Origin of the sequence: Cupriavidus pauculus (genome assembly GCF_003854935.1) — a bacterium.
In the GTDB taxonomy this organism is placed as follows: Bacteria; Pseudomonadota; Gammaproteobacteria; order Burkholderiales; family Burkholderiaceae; genus Cupriavidus; species Cupriavidus pauculus_C.
Window position 1 is genome coordinate 2,427,098 of record NZ_CP033969.1, and the last position, 16,495, is coordinate 2,443,592.

The window sequence follows — 16,495 nt, forward strand, 5'->3', positions numbered from 1 at the left end:
ACGCGCGCTAGCCGGCCCGCCGTGGCAGTTCCAGAATCCGGTCGCCATACCTGCTGTCTCGCCTGATCCGCGCCCATTGCCGGCGCGTTGTGACGTTTGTGCCACACGTTCGATCCAGAAAACGAGGAGACCTCCCCATGCAGCCCAGCCATGCCCGCGTTTCCCGCCGCAAGGCGCCGTCCCGCCTGCGCCTGACAGCCATTTCTGGCGCGGTGGTCGCGCTGTCCGCCATGACCCTGGCGGCCTGCGGCGGCGACGACGATCCGCCCAGCAACGGCGGCACCCCGCCCAGCCAGACCCAGAACCCGAACAACCGCCCGACCTTCGTGGTCGGCACGATCAGCGTCAAGAGCTACGACGGCACCTCCGACGACCTGGCCACGGGCGGCCTTGGCAAGGACGGCATCGGCGCCGCCGCCGCGCCGCCGTTTGCCGATGCGAACAATCCCACGGCCGCCGAACTGCGCCGCAACGCGATCTTCACGAACTACCGCGCCATCGTCGACATCAACCCGGCTGGCGGCTACGGCACGCTGTACGGGCCCAACGTCGACCCGCAGGGCAACGCGACGGCCGGGCAGGGCAAGGTGCCCGGGACTGAATACATCGCCTATGCCGACGACGGCAGCGGCCGGCAGAACGTGACGCTGATGGCCCAGATCCCGGACAGCTTCGACCGCAACAACCCGTGCATCATCACGGCCACGTCGTCGGGCTCGCGCGGCATCTACGGCGGCATCGCGGTGGGCGAATGGGGGCTCAAGCGCGGCTGTGCCGTGGCCTACACCGACAAGGGCACCGGCGCCGCGCCGCACGACCTGGACACCGATACCGTGCCGCTGATCGACGGCACCCGGCAGGCGCGCGCCGGCGCCGGCAAGCTGGCCCAGTTCGCGGCCCAGCCCGGCAGCCAGACGCTGGCCGACTTCACGGCCGCCAACCCGCACCGGCTGGCATTCAAGCACGCCCACTCGCAGCAGAATCCCGAGGCCAACTGGGGCAAGAACACGCTGCAGGCCATCGAATTCACGCTGTTCGCGATCAACGACAAGTTCGGCACGATGGGGTCCGACGGCGTGCGGCAGGCCACTTTCAAGCCGTCGAACACGCTCGTGATCGCCTCGGCGGTGTCCAATGGCGGCGGTGCGGCCGTCGCGGCGGCGGAGCAGGACACGGCCGGGCTGATCGATGGGGTGGCGGTGGGCGAGCCGATGCTCGAAATCCCGCCCACGCCGGTCATCACGGTCCGCCGCGCCGGTGCCCCGGTTCTGGCGTCGGGCCGGCACCTGTACGACTACACGACCACCGCGAACCTGTTCCAGCTCTGCGCGCGGCAGGACGTCGGGCTGGTCAACGCCCCGTCGGCCGGCGCGCTGCTGCAGGCCACCAACCGCTGCCAGTCGCTGGCCGACAAGGGGCTGGTGAGCGGCGGGACGACCGACGCCCAGTCCGCCGCCGCGCTGACCGCGCTGCGCAACGCCGGCTGGGAACCGGAATCGGACGAACTGCACGCGTCGCTGTCGGCGCTGGAGGTGGCCAGCTCGATCTCGGTCACGTACGCCAACGCCTACACGCGGTCGAGCGTGACCGACCGTTTCTGCAACTACAGCTTCGCGGCCACGGGCGCTGACTTCAAGCCGATCACCATCCCGGCCGCGTCGCTGGCGGCGTTCTTCTCGACCGGCAACGGCGTGCCGCCCAGCGGCGTGGTCACGCTCGTCAACGACGCCAACCCGGCGCCGACCGGCCCGATCAAGGACTTCGTGTCGCTGTCGCCCAGCACGGGCCGCCAGGACGCCAACCTTGACGGCGCGCTGTGCCTGCGCAACGCGTGGACGTCCAGCGCGGCGCTGCAGGCCGGCGTGGCGCAGACGTACCGCAACGGCAACCTGCAGGGCAAGCCGGCCGTGATCGTCCATGGCCGGTCCGACGCGCTGCTGCCGACCAACCACACGTCGCGGCCGTACCTGGGGCTGAACCGTACCGTCGAAGGCAGCGCCAGCAAGCTGTCGTACATCGAGGTGACGAATGCGCAGCACTTCGACGGCTTCATCGACGTGCTGCCCGGTTACGCGTCGCGCTACGTGCCGCTGCACCTGTACCTGAACCGGGCGCTGGACGCGGTCTACGCCAACCTGCGCAACGGCACCGCGCTGCCGCCGTCGCAGGTGGTGCGCACGACGCCGCGCGGCGGCACGGGCAACCCGGTGGTCGGCCCGCAGATCCTGCCCTCCAACGTGCCCGGCTTTGCCGCCACGCCGGCCGCCGCCGACGTGATCGCGGTCAGCGGGTCGACCGTCGACATCCCCAACTAGCCAGTCGGCGCCGGGGGCCGCCCGCCATGCAGGAATGTGCCAAAACTGCATGGCGGGCGGCTTGAAATGTCACCCTGAAGCCCTATCTTTCGGAAGTACCGTGTCCGGCAGGGTCTGCCGCGCAACGGCAGCCGTCGCGCTGCCCGGCCGCGCCCTCGCAGCAGGACACACTTTCATCGAGAGAGAGGGCACCTGATGCGTATCGACAAACTCACCACCCGGTTCCAGGAGGCGCTGGCCGAAGCGCAGAGCCTGGCGCTGGGCAACGACAACCAGTACATCGAACCCCAGCACCTGCTGCGCGCGCTGCTGAGCCAGGACGACGGCTCGGCGCGCACGCTGCTGTCGCGCGCCGGCGTCAACGTGGCCGGCCTGCAGACGGCGCTGGACGCGGCGATCAAGCGCCTGCCGCAGGTGCAGGGCACCAACGAGATCCAGGTCGGCCGCGACCTGAACAACCTGCTCAACGCCACCGAGAAAGAGGCCATCAAGCGCGGCGACCAGTTCATCGCCAGCGAGCTGTTCCTGCTGGCCGTGTCCGACGACAAGGGCGACACGGGCCGCATCGCACGCGAGAACGGCCTGTCGCGCAAGGCGCTGGAAGCGGCCATCACGGCCGTGCGCGGCGGCGACAGCGTGAACAGCGCCGACGCCGAATCGCAGCGCGAGGCGCTCAAGAAGTACACGATCGACCTGACCGAGCGGGCGCGGGCCGGCAAGCTTGACCCGGTGATCGGCCGCGACGACGAGATCCGCCGCGCGATCCAGATCCTGCAGCGCCGCACCAAGAACAACCCGGTGCTGATCGGCGAGCCGGGCGTGGGCAAGACGGCCATCGTGGAAGGGCTGGCACAGCGCATCGTCAACGGCGAGGTGCCGGAGACGCTCAAGAACAAGCGCGTGCTGGTGCTGGACATGGCCGGCCTGCTGGCCGGCGCCAAGTACCGCGGCGAGTTCGAGGAGCGGCTCAAGGCCGTGCTGAGCGACGTGGCCAAGGACGAGGGCCAGACCATCGTCTTCATCGACGAGATCCACACGATGGTGGGCGCCGGCAAGGCCGAGGGCGCCATCGACGCGGGCAATATGCTCAAGCCGGCGCTGGCGCGCGGCGAGCTGCACTGCATCGGCGCCACCACGCTGAACGAGTACCGCAAGTACATCGAGAAGGATGCCGCGCTGGAGCGCCGCTTCCAGAAGGTGCTGGTCGACGAGCCGAGCGTGGAGTCGACCATCGCCATCCTGCGCGGCCTGCAGGAAAAGTACGAGCTGCACCACGGCGTGGAGATCACCGACCCGGCCATCGTGGCGGCGGCCGAGCTGTCGCACCGCTACATCACGGACCGCTTCCTGCCGGACAAGGCCATCGACCTGATCGACGAGGCCGCCGCGCGCATCAAGATGGAAATCGACTCGAAGCCCGAGGCGATGGACAAGCTGGAACGCCGCACGATCCAGCTCAAGATCGAGCGCGAGGCGGTGAAGAAGGAAACCGACGAGGCGTCGCGCAAGCGGCTGGAGCTGATCGAGCAGGAAATCACGCGGCTGGAGAAGGAGTACGCGGACCTGGACGAGATCTGGCGCGCCGAGAAGGGCGCCGCCCAGGGCGCGGCCGCGCTGAAGGAGGAGATCGAGAAGATCAAGCTCGACATCTCGCGCCTGCAGCGCGAAGGCAAGCTGGACAAGGTGGCCGAGCTGCAGTACGGCAAGCTGCCGGCGCTGGAGGGCAAGCTCCAGGCCGCCAACAAGGCCGAGGCCGACGAGCAGAAGCAGCCCAACAAGCTGCTGCGCACGCAGGTGGGCGCCGAGGAAATCGCCGAGGTGGTCAGCCGGGCGACGGGCATCCCCGTGGCCAAGATGATGCAGGGCGAGCGCGAGAAGCTGCTGAAGATGGAAGACCGGCTGCACCAGCGCGTGGTGGGGCAGGACGAGGCCGTGCGGCTGGTGTCCGACGCGATCCGCCGCTCGCGCGCCGGGCTGTCGGACGAGAACCGGCCGTACGGATCGTTCCTGTTCCTGGGCCCGACCGGCGTGGGCAAGACGGAGCTGTGCAAGGCGCTGGCCGAGTTCATGTTCGATTCGGAAGAGCACCTGATTCGCATCGACATGAGCGAGTTCATGGAAAAGCACAGCGTCAGCCGCCTGATCGGCGCGCCGCCGGGCTACGTCGGCTATGACGAGGGCGGCTACCTGACCGAGGCGGTGCGCCGCAAGCCGTACGCGGTGATCCTGCTCGACGAAGTCGAGAAGGCCCACCCGGACGTGTTCAACGTGCTGCTGCAGGTGCTGGACGATGGCCGGCTGACCGACGGCCAGGGCCGTACCGTGGACTTCAAGAACACGGTGATCGTGATGACGTCGAACCTGGGGTCGCACATCATCCAGTCGATGTCCGGCGAGCCGCAGGAGGCGGTCAAGGGCGCGGTCTGGCAGGAGGTGCGCACGCATTTCCGGCCCGAGTTCCTGAACCGGATCGACGAGGTGGTGGTGTTCCACGCGCTGGACCAGAAGAACATCGAGTCCATCGCGCGCATCCAGCTCCAGCGCCTGCAGGCCCGCCTGGCCCGCATGGACATGACGCTGGACGTGAGCGAACAGGCGCTGGAGAAGATCGCCAGCGCGGGCTACGACCCGGTGTTCGGCGCCCGGCCGCTCAAGCGCGCGATCCAGCAGCAGATCGAGAACCCGGTGGCCCGCGCCATCCTCGAAGGCCGGTTCGCCGCCAAGGACGTGGTGCCGGTGGACTACGTGGACGGCGCGTTCACGTTCGGCCGGCTGGTCCACTGACCGGCGCGGCAGGCCGCAGCATCGCAAGGACCTCTTCGGAGGTCCTTTTTTTTGCGCGACAGGTGAATGTCATCGATCAGGAGCCATCCGCGCCGGCGACGACGCCGAACGGGCCGCCCAGCTCCACCACGTGGCCCACGAAAAGTGCTACATCGCCAACTCGGTCAACTTCCCGATCCGCTGCGAGGCCGTCATCGACGCTGCCGCCGCCTGACTTTTGGCGTCATTGCCAGCAGCTTGACCTGCATCAATCCGAGAACGGGAACGGGTCGCTACTATCGACTCCGTCATGGAGATGCGGGGGCGCTCTTCATGACTTGTCTACCCGTTTCCGGAATGGAAACTTGACCCGCAGCGCAACTCCGGCGCTGCGGGTTTTTCTTTTTGGGGCGCCGGCGATGTTCGGCATGCCCATATTCCCGCCCGATCTTATGCAGAAAACGTGCTTGGATCGGCGAAACCATTCGTTCCGTTCAGATAGCCCCGCCGGTAGCCTGTCTCCCTGACAGAAGCCCCGCCGCACCAAGGCGGGGACATTTCACGACAACTCTGACGGGAGCAACCGAAGATGATCCGCAAGCTGGCCCTGGGCCTCGCCGTACTATCCGCCGTGGGCGCCGCCCCCGCGGCCCTGGCCAATACCAACCTGCTGAACGTGTCCTACGACCCCACGCGCGAGCTCTATGTCGACGTGAACGCGGCGTTTGCCAAGGCGTACAAGGCGCAGGGCGGCGATACGGTGCAGATTCGCCAGTCGCATGGCGGCTCGGGCAAGCAGGCGCGGTCGGTGATCGACGGGCTCGATGCCGATGTGGTCACGCTGGCGCTGGGCTACGACATCGACGCGATTGCCGAGAAGGGGCTGATCAAGCCGGACTGGCAGAAGCGCCTGCCGCACAACGCGTCGCCGTACACGTCGACGATCGTGTTCCTGGTGCGCAAGGGCAATCCCAAGCAGATCAAGGACTGGAACGACCTGGTGAAGCCGGGCGTGCAGGTCATCACGCCGAATCCCAAGACCTCGGGCGGCGCGCGCTGGAACTACCTGGCCGCGTGGGGCTATGCGCTGCGCCAGCCGGGCGGCAACGATGCCAAGGCGCGCGAGTTCGTCGGCCAGCTGCTCAAGAACGTGCCGGTGCTGGATTCTGGCGCGCGCGGCGCCACGACGACCTTCGTCGAGCGCGGCCTGGGCGACGTGCTGATCGCCTGGGAGAACGAGGCCATCCTGGCCATCAAGGAGCTGGGTCCGGACAAGTTCGACATCGTCGCGCCGTCCGTGTCGATCCTGGCCGAGCCGCCGGTGGCCGTGGTCGACAAGGTGGTCGACAAGAAGGGCACCCGCAAGGCCGCCGAGGCGTACCTGCAGTTCCTGTACACCGACGAGGGCCAGGAGATCGCGGCCAAGAACTACTACCGGCCGATCTCGGAGAAGGTGGCGGCCAAGTACGCGGCCAACTTCCCGAAGGTGAAGCTGTTCACGATCGACGAGGTGTTCGGCGGCTGGGCCAAGGCCCAGAAGACCCACTTTGCCGATGGCGGCTCGTTTGACCAGGTGTACCAGCCCGGCAAGCGGTAATCACGATGGCGCGGCGGCGCGGCCAGTCACGGCCCGCCGCGCCGCGCCCGACGAAGGAGCCCCAGATGTCCGCTGTCCGCCCAGCCATATCCCCCCGCATCGCCCTGGCGCGATGTCCCGCCTGACCTGAAGTCTTTCCCACGCATGACGTACCCGCATGCCGCGCACCGCGCCGGCAGGGCGTCGTGCGGCCGCGTCACCGTCCCTGCCACATCGTCCGACTCCGAGGAAACCCATGACATCGTCCGCTCCTGCCGCCTTTCATCCCCATTCCCTGCGCCGACGCCTGCTGCTCGGCGCGCTCGTGATCGCCACCGGCGTGGCCTACGGGCTGCTGGCGTCGCCGGCCCAGGCCCAGTCGTCCACGGTCAATGGCCGCGAACTCCGCATCGGCTATCAGAAGTACGGCACGCTGACGCTGCTCAAGGCGCGCGGCACGCTGGAAAAGCGGCTGGCGCCGCAGGGCATCACGGTCAAATGGACCGAGTTCCCGGCCGGCCCGCAGTTGCTGGAAGGGCTCAACGTCGGCGCGATCGACTTCGGCACAGTTGGCGAGGCGCCGCCGATCTTCGCGCAGGCCGCCGGCGCGCAGCTTGCCTACATCGGCAACGAGCCGCCGGCGCCCACCTCGGAAGCCATCGTCGTGCCGAAGGCGTCGGCGCTGAAGTCCGTGGCCGACCTGCGCGGCAAGCGCGTGGCGCTGAACAAGGGCTCGAACGTCCATTACCTGCTGGTGCGGCAGCTTGAACGCGCCGGCATTCCCTGGAACGAGATCCAGCCGGTCTACCTGCCGCCGGCCGACGCCCGCGCGGCGTTCGAGCGTGGCGCGGCGGACGCCTGGGTGATCTGGGACCCGTTCCTGGCCGCCGCCGAAAAGCAGCTCGGCGCCCGCGTGCTGGCCGATGGCCGCGACGCGGCAGGCCGCAACGTCGTCAGCAATCACCAGTTCTACCTGGCGTCGCGGCCGTACGCGAACGTGCGGCCCGACGTCGTGAACGCGATCCTCGACGAGCTCGCGCAGCTTGGCCAATGGGCCGAGAAGCATCCGAAGGACGCCACCCAGTTCCTGGCCCGCGAAACCGGGCTGGATGCCGGCGTGCTGGCGCTGGCCGTCTCGCGCTTTGCCTATGGCGCGCGGCCCGTGACGGCCGAGGTGCTGGCCGAGCAGCAGCGCATTGCCGACGCCTTCGTGACGCTGAAGCTGATTCCCAAGCCGATCAAGGTGGCCGATGCCGCCTGGCAGCCGCCCGCAGCCGCCGCCACTGCGCAGCGCTGATCCATCCCCCCATCGACGAGAGGCCCGACATGCAAGTTTTCTGGTTCATCCCGACCCATGGCGACAGCCGCTACCTGGGCACGTCCGAAGGCGCGCGCGAGGTCAGCTTCGACTACCTGAAGCAGATTGCCGTCGCCGCCGACACGCTCGGCTACGAAGGGGTGCTGATTCCCACCGGCCGGTCCTGCGAGGACCCGTGGGTGGCCGCGTCGGCGCTGGCCGCCGTCACGCGCCGGCTCAAGTTCCTGGTGGCCGTGCGGCCCGGCCTGATGACGCCGACGCTGGCCGCGCGCATGGCCGCCACGTTCGACCGCATCTCGGGCGGCCGGCTGCTCGTGAACCTGGTGACCGGCGGCGACACGGCCGAGCTGGAAGGCGACGGCCTGTTCCTCGACCACGCGGCGCGCTACGAGGCGTCGTCCGAATTCATCCGCATCTGGCGCGACGTGCTGGCCGCCAGCCACGACGCCGGCGAGGTGTCGGCCGCAGGCCGCCACCTGACCGTCAAGGGCGCCCGCGTGCTGTATCCGCCCGTGCAGCGGCCGCATCCGCCCGTGTACTTCGGCGGCTCGTCGGCCGCTGCGCACGACCTGGCGGCCGAGCAGGTCGATGCCTACCTGACCTGGGGCGAACCGCCGGCCGAAGTGGCCAGGAAGATCGCCGATGTACGCGCCCGCGCGGCCCGCCATGGCCGTACCGTGCGCTTTGGCATCCGGCTGCACGTGATCGTGCGCGAGACCGAGGCCGCCGCCTGGGCCGCCGCCGAGGACCTGATCAGCCGGCTCGACGACGACACCGTGGCGCGCGCCCAGGCCGTCTTCGCCAAGATGGATTCCGAGGGCCAGCGCCGCATGGCGGCGTTGCACGGCGGCGGGGCCAGCCGCACGCGCGCCGCGCTGGAAGTCAGCCCGAACCTGTGGGCCGGGGTGGGACTGGTGCGCGGCGGCGCCGGCACGGCGCTGGTGGGCGATCCGCGTACCGTGGCGGCCCGCATGGAGGAATATGCCGCGCTGGGCATCGACACGTTCATCCTGTCTGGCTATCCGCACCTGGAAGAGGCGTACCGGTTTGCCGAACTGGTGTTCCCGCTGCTGCCGCGCACGGTGCGCGACAAGCTGCCCGGCCAGGTGCTGTCCGGCCCGTTTGGCGAAGTCATGGCGACGGGCCTCGTCCCGCGCGCCTCGCAAAGCTGAAAGGGGACCGATCATGACCGATTCCCGACCGAACAAGCGGCCCGGACTGGGCCAGGCCGTGGCGCCGTGGGTGGTGCCCGTGCTGCTGATCGTGGCGTGGCAGGCCGCGTCGCAACTGGGCTGGCTGTCGAGCCGCGTGCTGCCCGCGCCGCTGGCCGTGGTGGAGGCCGGCTGGTCGCTGGCGAAGTCCGGCGAGCTCTGGCGCCATGTCTGGGTCAGCACGTGGCGCGCGCTGATCGGGCTGGCCGTGGGCGGCGGGCTGGGGCTGGTGCTCGGGCTGCTGACCGGCACGTTCCGCACGGCGGCCACGCTGCTCGACAGCACGCTGCAGATGGTGCGCAACATCCCCACGCTGGCGCTGATCCCGCTGGTGATCCTGTGGTTCGGCATCGACGAGACGGCCAAGCTGTTCCTGGTGGCGCTGGGCGTGTTCTTCCCGGTGTACCTGAATACCTACCACGGCATCCGCGCGGTGGACCCGGCGCTGGTCGAGATGGCGCGCAGCTACGGCCTGTCCGGCTTCCGGCTGTACCGCGAGGTGATCCTGCCCGGCGCGCTGCCGAACATCCTCGTGGGCGTGCGGTTCTCGCTGGGCCTGATGTGGGTGATCCTGATCGTGGCGGAAACCATCTCGGCGCAGTCGGGCATCGGCTACATGACGATGAACGCGCGCGAATTCCTGCAGACCGACGTCGTGCTGGTCGGCATCCTGCTCTACGCGCTGCTGGGCAAGCTGGCCGACGTGCTGTCGCGCGGGCTTGAACGGTTCTGGCTGCGCTGGCACCCCGGCTACCAGGCCAACTAGGAGGATTCCATGCAAACGCTATTTCCCGTGGAACAGGCCGCGCTCGCGTGGGCCGAACGCGACCTGGCCCGCCGTGCGGCCGCGCGCGCCGAGGAACGCCAGGCGCCGGTGGCGGGCGGCATCGCGCTGCGCGTGCAGCAGGTGGTCAAGCGGTACGACGGCCGGGCGGTGCTGCACGGCATCGACCTCGACGTCACGCCGGGCGAGTTCGTCGCCATCGTCGGACGCAGCGGCTGCGGCAAGAGCACGCTGCTGCGGCTGGTGGCCGGGCTGGAAGCGGCCGATGCGGGCGCGGTGCGCCTGGACGGAGCCGGTGCCGCGGACGCGCCTGCCGACGTGCAGGACAGCATCCGCGTGATGTTCCAGGACGCCCGGCTGCTGCCCTGGAAGCGCGTGCTGGACAACGTGGCGCTGGGGCTGCCGCGCGCGCGCCGGGCCGATGCCGAAGCGGTGCTGGCGCAGGTGGGCCTGGCCGACCGGGCCGGCGAGTGGCCCGCGCGGCTGTCCGGCGGGCAGCGCCAGCGCGTGGCCCTGGCGCGTGCGCTGGTCCACCATCCGCGGCTGCTGCTGCTGGACGAACCGCTTGGCGCGCTGGACGCGCTGACGCGCATCGACATGCAGGCGCTGATCGAATCGCTCTGGCGCCGGCTCGGTTTCACGGCGCTACTCGTCACACACGATGTGTCCGAGGCCGTGGCGCTGGCCGACCGCGTGGTGCTGATCGAGGACGGCCACATCGCGCTGGACCAGCGCGTGCCGCTGGCCCGCCCGCGCCAGCGCGGATCGGCGGCGTTCGCGCAACTCGAAGACGCCGTGCTGCGCCGCGTGATGCGCCAGCCGCCGGCTGCCCCGTCAGTCTCCGAACCATCAACGAATCTTCACGCCCGGCCCGCCGAGGAGCTTCTATCATGAGCAATCAGGCGAACCGCGCGTCCCCCTCTGGACGTCACCATGACCACCGCTTCCGCACTCGAACGCTACCTTGAAACGCTGCCGCGCCAGCCCGAGCCGGGCCGCGAACTGTGGCGCGACGCGCGCGGGCAGGTGCAGGGCCAGTATTTCAACTGCTCGCTGACCAGCGCGTTCGAACCGCTCGTGACGCTGGCCGGGCGCGACGTGGTGGCCCACGAGGGCACCATCCGCACCTACGCCGACGACGGCATGGGCCTGGCCGCGTGGAAGCTGTTCGCGATGGCCGCCGACGACGCCTCGCTGGTGTCGCTGGACCGCCTGTCCCGGCTGGTGCACGCGATGAACTACTTTGCGGCGCATGGCGAGCACAAGCTCGTGCTCAACGTGCACAACCGGCTGCTGGCGGCCGTGGCCGACGACCACGGCGCGGCGTTCCGGCGGGCGCTGGAATCGCTGGGCCTGCCGATCGACCGTTTCGTGATCCAGGTGCCCGCCAGCGCCAACGACGACCTGCCGCTGCTGCTGCACGTGGTGGGCAACTACCGCCGCAACGGGTTTGCGGTGAGCCTGCAGGCATCGGACCCGGCCGAGGCCGGCGCGCTGATGGCCCACGCGCTGCCCGACTGGCTCAAGCTCGACATGCGCCGGCTGTGGACCGACCGCCAGCTGGCCGGCCTGCGCGCCAGCGCCGACGGCGCGGGCGTCACGCTGATCGGGCGGCGGCTGCAGGACGACGAGGCGGTGGCGCGGCTGCAGAACGCCGGCATCGCGCTCGGGCAGGGCCAGGCCGTGGCGGGCGCGCCGGTGCCGGCACGGCACTTGCGAGACCCGCTGGCGGCGGACAGTACCCCATAAGGTGGAACAACAAGGCGCGGGACGCGCCGGGCGAAGAGAAGGAGAGCGTATGGCAGCATCGACTCTATCGGGCGGTGTGGCGCGGGTGGAAGTGCCGCGCGGGCTGCAGATCCTGACGGTTCCGGGCCTGCACGGCAGCGGGCCGGCGCACTGGCAGAGCCGCTGGGAAGGGCTGTACCCGGACTGGCAGCGCATCGAGCAGCACGACTGGGGCCGGCCGAGCCTGCCGCTCTGGGCGGAGCGGGTGTCGGAAGGCGTGTCCCGCGCGCTGCGGGTGGCGCCGCGCGGCGCGGTGCTGGTCGCGCACAGCTTTGGCTGCCTGGCCACGCTGCGCCAGGCGTCGCTCGACCCGGTCGGCATCGCCGGCGCGCTGCTGGTGGCGCCGGCCGATCCGGACAAGTTCGGCGTCAGTGCGCTGCTGCCCACCTGGCGGCTGCCGTTCCCGACCGTGCTGGTCGCCAGCACCAACGATCCGTGGATGTCGCAGCGCACCGCGTTCAGCTGGGGCACGCTGTGGGGCAGCGAACTGGTCGACGCCGGCGCGCTGGGCCATATCAACGCCGATTCCCAGCTAGATAGCTGGCCGGCCGGGCAGGCGCTGCTGGCCACATTGCTGCAGCGCATTGATTCCGAGGGGCGGATTCTCCATATGGGTGACGGATCGGACACCTGGGAGGCGTCCGCAGAAGTCGCCCAGCCCACGCCTTATATCTAAACCGTCTAAGAAAATTCGGAAAGATTCGTTCTGTTTATAAGGACGCATCTGCAAAATTTGTCTCGTACACCGGCGCGTTATGCGCCGGCTTCATAAGACGAGACCACATGCCACCCTCGATTTCGCTGGCGGAAGCGCCGCCCCCCACGGCGCCCGCCGCGCGGCTGCCGGCTCCCGCCAGCCAGCGCTTTACCGTGTTGCCGGGCTTCGGGCTGTCGCTGGGCTTCACGATCTTCTACCTGACCCTGATCGTCCTGATTCCGCTGTCGTCGGTCTTCCTGAAGACGTTCACGATGACGTGGGACGGCTTCTGGGCCACGATCAGCAACCCGCGCGTGGTGGCGTCGCTGGAACTGAGCTTTGGCGCGTCGCTGGTGGCCGCCATCGTCAACACGGTGTTCGGGCTGATCGTGGCGTGGGTGCTGGTGCGCTACCGCTTCTTTGGCAAGCGGTTCATCGACGCGCTGGTGGACCTGCCGTTCGCGCTGCCGACGGCCGTGGCCGGTATCGCGCTGACCGCGCTGTTCGCCGGAAATGGCTGGATCGGCCGCTGGCTGGAGCCGCATGGCATCAAGGTGGCTTTCACGCCGCTGGGCGTGGTGGTGGCGCTGACGTTCATCGGGCTGCCGTTCGTGGTGCGCACGGTGCAGCCGGTGCTGGAAGACGTGGAGCGCGAACTGGAGGAAGCGGCGGCCAGCCTGGGCGCGTCGCGGCTGCAGACGTTCCGCCGCGTGATCCTGCCCGCCATCCTGCCGGCGCTGCTTACCGGCTTCGCGCTGTCCTTCGCGCGTGCCACCGGCGAGTACGGGTCGGTGGTCTTCATCTCGGGCAACATGCCGATGGTCTCGGAAATCGCCCCGCTGATGATCTATTCCAAGCTCGAACAGTACGACTACGCGGGCGCCACGGCGGTGGCCGTGGTGATGCTGCTGATCTCGTTCGTGCTGCTGCTGCTGATCAACCTGCTGCAGGCCTGGACGCGCCGCCACCAGACCGGCGCCCGCGCCGCGGCGCTGCCCGACGGCAACCCGGAGGTGAACTGACATGGCCGGAGCCGTTTCCCGCCTGGGCGCCTCGGGGGCCCACCCGCCGCACGAGGCCACCGGCGAATCGCCGTGGGTGCGCTACACGCTGATCACGGTGGCCGTGCTGTTCCTGGCGCTGTTCCTGTTCGTGCCGCTGGCGTCGGTGTTCTACGAGGCGCTGCGCAAGGGCGCCGATACCTACCTGTCCGCGCTGACCGAGCCCGACGCCGTGGAGGCCATCAAGCTGACGCTGACCGTGGCGGCCATCGCGGTGCCGCTGAACGTGGTGTTCGGCGTGGCGGCGGCGTGGGCCATCGCCAAGTTCGATTTCCGCGGCAAGAACCTGCTGATCACGCTGATCGACCTGCCGTTCTCGGTCTCGCCGGTGATCTCGGGCCTGATCTACGTGCTGATGTTCGGCGCGCAGGGCTGGTTCGGCCCGTGGCTGGCGGCGCACGACATCAAGATCATGTTCGCGGTGCCCGGCATCGTGCTGGCCACCATCTTCGTGACGTTCCCGTTCGTGGCGCGCGAGCTGATCCCGCTGATGCAGTCGCAGGGCAGCGAGGAAGAAGAGGCGGCCATCGTGCTGGGCGCGTCTGGCTGGCAGACGTTCTGGCACGTGACGCTGCCGAACATCCGCTGGGGCCTGCTGTACGGCGTGATCCTCTGCAACGCGCGGGCGATGGGCGAATTCGGCGCCGTGTCGGTGGTATCGGGCCATATCCGCGGCCTGACCAACACCATGCCGCTGCACGTGGAAATTCTCTACAACGAATACAACTTTGCGGCCGCGTTTGCGGTGGCGTCGCTGCTGACGCTGCTGGCGCTGGTCACGCTGGGCATCAAGACGCTGGTGGAAATCCGTGCCAGCCGCGAACTGCAACCGGAAGGGCAGCCATCATGAGCATTCAGGTCAGGAACGTACAGAAGCGCTTTGGCGACTTTGTCGCGCTGGACGACGTCACGCTGGACTTTGCCGAAGGGGAACTGACGGCGCTGCTGGGGCCTTCGGGCTGCGGCAAGACCACGCTGCTGCGGATCATCGCCGGGCTGGAACGCGCCGATGCGGGCCAGGTGGTGCTGGCCGGGCAGGATGCGTCCACGCAGCACGTGCGCCAGCGCAACGTCGGCTTCGTGTTCCAGCACTACGCGCTGTTCAAGCACATGACCGTGTTCGAGAACGTCGCCTTCGGCCTGCGCGTGAAGCCGCGCGCCGAGCGGCCGTCGGAGGCGAAGATCCGCGAGAAGGTGCAGTCGCTGCTGGAACTGGTGCAGCTCGACTGGCTGGGCGACCGCTATCCGTCGCAGTTGTCGGGCGGGCAGCGCCAGCGCATCGCGCTGGCCCGCGCGCTGGCCGTGGAGCCGCGCGTGCTGCTGCTGGACGAGCCGTTCGGCGCGCTGGACGCCAAGGTACGCAAGGAACTGCGCCGCTGGCTGCGCCGGCTGCACGACGAACTGCACGTGACCAGCGTGTTCGTCACGCATGACCAGGAAGAGGCGCTGGAAGTGGCCGACCAGGTGGTGCTGATGAACCGGGGCCGCGTGGAGCAGTACGGCACGCCCGAGGCGGTCTACAACCATCCGGCCACGCCGTTCGTGTTCGGCTTCCTGGGCAACGTGAACCTGTTCCACGGCCGGCTGGAAGTGGGCGATACCGGCGGCCTGCTGCACACCGGCGAAGCCGTGCTGCCCGTGGTGGGCAGCGGCTTCGAGACGGCCGGCGACGCGGTGGCCTACGTCCGCCCGCACGACCTGGAACTGGAACGCTACGCGCCGGGCACCGACGGCATCGCCGTGACGCTGCGCCGCGCGCTGACGCTGGGCCCGGTGGCCCAGCTCGAACTCGAACGCGAGGACAACCAGGATGTGATCGAGGTGGCACTTCCGCTTGAACGCTTCCGCCATCAGGGCTTCCGCGAAGGCGAGCTGCTGGCCGTGCGGCCGCGCCAGCTCCGCGTGTTCAACCGCGCAACGACGACAGAAGGGGTGGCACGATGAACTTCCAGCAACTGCGGTCGATCCGCGAGGCGGTGCGCCGCCAGTTCAACCTGACCGAGGTGGCCAACGCGCTGTACACGTCGCAGCCGGGCGTGTCGCGCCAGATCCGCGAGCTGGAAGAGGAGCTGGGCGTCGAGATCTTCGAGCGCTACGGCAAGCGGCTGACCGGGCTGACCGAGCCGGGCCGCGAGATCGTGCGGATCGTCGAGCGCCTGCTGCTCGAAGCCGAGAACCTGCGCCAGGCCGGCGACGAGTTCGCGGGCCGCCATACCGGCCGGCTGACCGTGGCCACCACGCACACCCAGGCCCGCTACGCGCTGCCCAAGGTGGTGCAGAGCTTCCGCCGCGAATACCCGCACGTCACGCTGGCGCTGCAGGAGGCGTCGCCGTCGCATATCGTCGAACTGCTGCTGACGGGGCAGGCCGATATCGGCATCGCCACCGAGGCCGTGGCCAGCGAGGCCGGGCTGACGTCGTTCGAGGCGTATAGCTGGCAGCACGTGATCGTGGTCTCGCCGGACCACCCGCTGACGCGGCTGCCCGAGCCGACGCTGGAAGACCTGTCGAATTTCCCGATCATCACCTACGACGCCGGCTTCACGGGCCGCCGCAAGATCGACGGGGCCTTTGCCGATGCCGGGCTGCAGCCCGAGATCGTGCTGACGGCCATGGACGCCGACGTGATCAAGACCTACGCCGAGCTGGACCTGGGCGTGGGCATCATCGCGTCGATGGCCTACGACGACCGCAAGGACGCCGGGCTGGTGCGCATTTCGGCCGACCACCTGTTCTCGCCCAACACGACCAGCGTGGCCGTGCGGCGCGGGGCGTACCTGCGCGGCTACGCCCACGCGTTCATCAACATGTTCGCGCCGCACCTGTCGCGCGACACGGTGTCCACGGCGCTGGCCGAGGCATCCAGCCGGCTGGCCGTGGCGGCCTGAGGCCGCTGCCCCGGCGCGGCTGAAACGCGCGTTCCACGCGCGCCGGTCGCGGCACCACACCGCTCGCGCCGTCCGGCACCTGTTCGTCGCACGG

General features: G+C 69.3%; 13 protein-coding genes and 1 pseudogene. All 14 read left to right on the top strand.

Annotated elements, in window-relative coordinates:
• Window positions 1–230 precede the first annotated feature (230 nt).
• The 14 genes and pseudogenes from EHF44_RS12800 (at window position 231) to EHF44_RS12865 (ending at window position 16,401) form a co-directional block, all read left to right on the top strand.
• The gene (locus EHF44_RS12800; protein WP_301337482.1) at window positions 231–2,315 is read left to right on the top strand and encodes a D-(-)-3-hydroxybutyrate oligomer hydrolase; all 2,085 of its coding nucleotides are present in this window, start codon (window positions 231–233) and stop codon (window positions 2,313–2,315) included.
• Between the two features lie 195 nt (window positions 2,316–2,510).
• A complete protein-coding gene (gene clpB / locus EHF44_RS12805) occupies window positions 2,511–5,099 on the top strand; it encodes an ATP-dependent chaperone ClpB (RefSeq protein WP_124684081.1) in 2,589 nt (862 codons plus the stop codon).
• Window positions 5,100–5,184: 85 nt separating this feature from the next.
• A pseudogene (locus EHF44_RS28670) lies at window positions 5,185–5,313 on the top strand (OsmC family protein); the annotation flags it as partial.
• Window positions 5,314–5,667: 354 nt separating this feature from the next.
• Window positions 5,668–6,675 (top strand): sulfate ABC transporter substrate-binding protein, encoded by a 1,008-nt coding sequence (locus tag EHF44_RS12815; protein WP_124684082.1) that lies wholly within the window; start codon window positions 5,668–5,670, stop codon window positions 6,673–6,675.
• Between the two features lie 235 nt (window positions 6,676–6,910).
• Window positions 6,911–7,951 (top strand): sulfonate ABC transporter substrate-binding protein, encoded by a 1,041-nt coding sequence (locus EHF44_RS12820; RefSeq protein WP_124684083.1) that lies wholly within the window; start codon window positions 6,911–6,913, stop codon window positions 7,949–7,951.
• Between the two features lie 29 nt (window positions 7,952–7,980).
• Window positions 7,981–9,144, top strand: coding sequence for an FMNH2-dependent alkanesulfonate monooxygenase (gene ssuD, locus EHF44_RS12825; RefSeq protein WP_124684084.1), 1,164 nt, complete (start codon window positions 7,981–7,983; stop codon window positions 9,142–9,144).
• A gap of 13 nt (window positions 9,145–9,157) precedes the next feature.
• Window positions 9,158–9,949, top strand: a complete 792-nt coding sequence (ssuC, locus tag EHF44_RS12830) for an aliphatic sulfonate ABC transporter permease SsuC (protein ID WP_124684085.1) — start codon at window positions 9,158–9,160, stop codon at window positions 9,947–9,949.
• 9 nt (window positions 9,950–9,958) lie between these two features.
• On the top strand, window positions 9,959–10,861 hold the full coding sequence (locus tag EHF44_RS12835) for an ATP-binding cassette domain-containing protein (RefSeq protein ID WP_124684086.1): 903 nt from the start codon (window positions 9,959–9,961) through the stop codon (window positions 10,859–10,861).
• A gap of 39 nt (window positions 10,862–10,900) precedes the next feature.
• Entirely contained in the window at window positions 10,901–11,716 is an 816-nt protein-coding gene (locus tag EHF44_RS12840; protein WP_124684087.1) for an EAL domain-containing protein, read from the top strand.
• Window positions 11,717–11,765: 49 nt separating this feature from the next.
• On the top strand, window positions 11,766–12,431 hold the full coding sequence (locus EHF44_RS12845; RefSeq protein WP_124684088.1) for an RBBP9/YdeN family alpha/beta hydrolase: 666 nt from the start codon (window positions 11,766–11,768) through the stop codon (window positions 12,429–12,431).
• 107 nt (window positions 12,432–12,538) lie between these two features.
• Window positions 12,539–13,474 (top strand): sulfate ABC transporter permease subunit CysT, encoded by a 936-nt coding sequence (cysT, locus tag EHF44_RS12850; RefSeq protein WP_124684089.1) that lies wholly within the window; start codon window positions 12,539–12,541, stop codon window positions 13,472–13,474.
• Window position 13,475: 1 nt separating this feature from the next.
• Window positions 13,476–14,363, top strand: coding sequence for a sulfate ABC transporter permease subunit CysW (cysW, locus tag EHF44_RS12855; protein WP_124684090.1), 888 nt, complete (start codon window positions 13,476–13,478; stop codon window positions 14,361–14,363).
• On the top strand, window positions 14,360–15,457 hold the full coding sequence (locus tag EHF44_RS12860; protein WP_124684091.1) for a sulfate/molybdate ABC transporter ATP-binding protein: 1,098 nt from the start codon (window positions 14,360–14,362) through the stop codon (window positions 15,455–15,457). The genes cysW and EHF44_RS12860 overlap by 4 nt, the downstream gene beginning before the upstream one ends.
• Window positions 15,454–16,401: a CysB family HTH-type transcriptional regulator gene (locus EHF44_RS12865; protein ID WP_124684092.1), complete on the top strand. Its 948-nt coding sequence runs from the start codon at window positions 15,454–15,456 to the stop codon at window positions 16,399–16,401. Before EHF44_RS12860 ends, EHF44_RS12865 begins: the two co-directional genes overlap by 4 nt.
• Window positions 16,402–16,495: the final 94 nt, after the last annotated feature.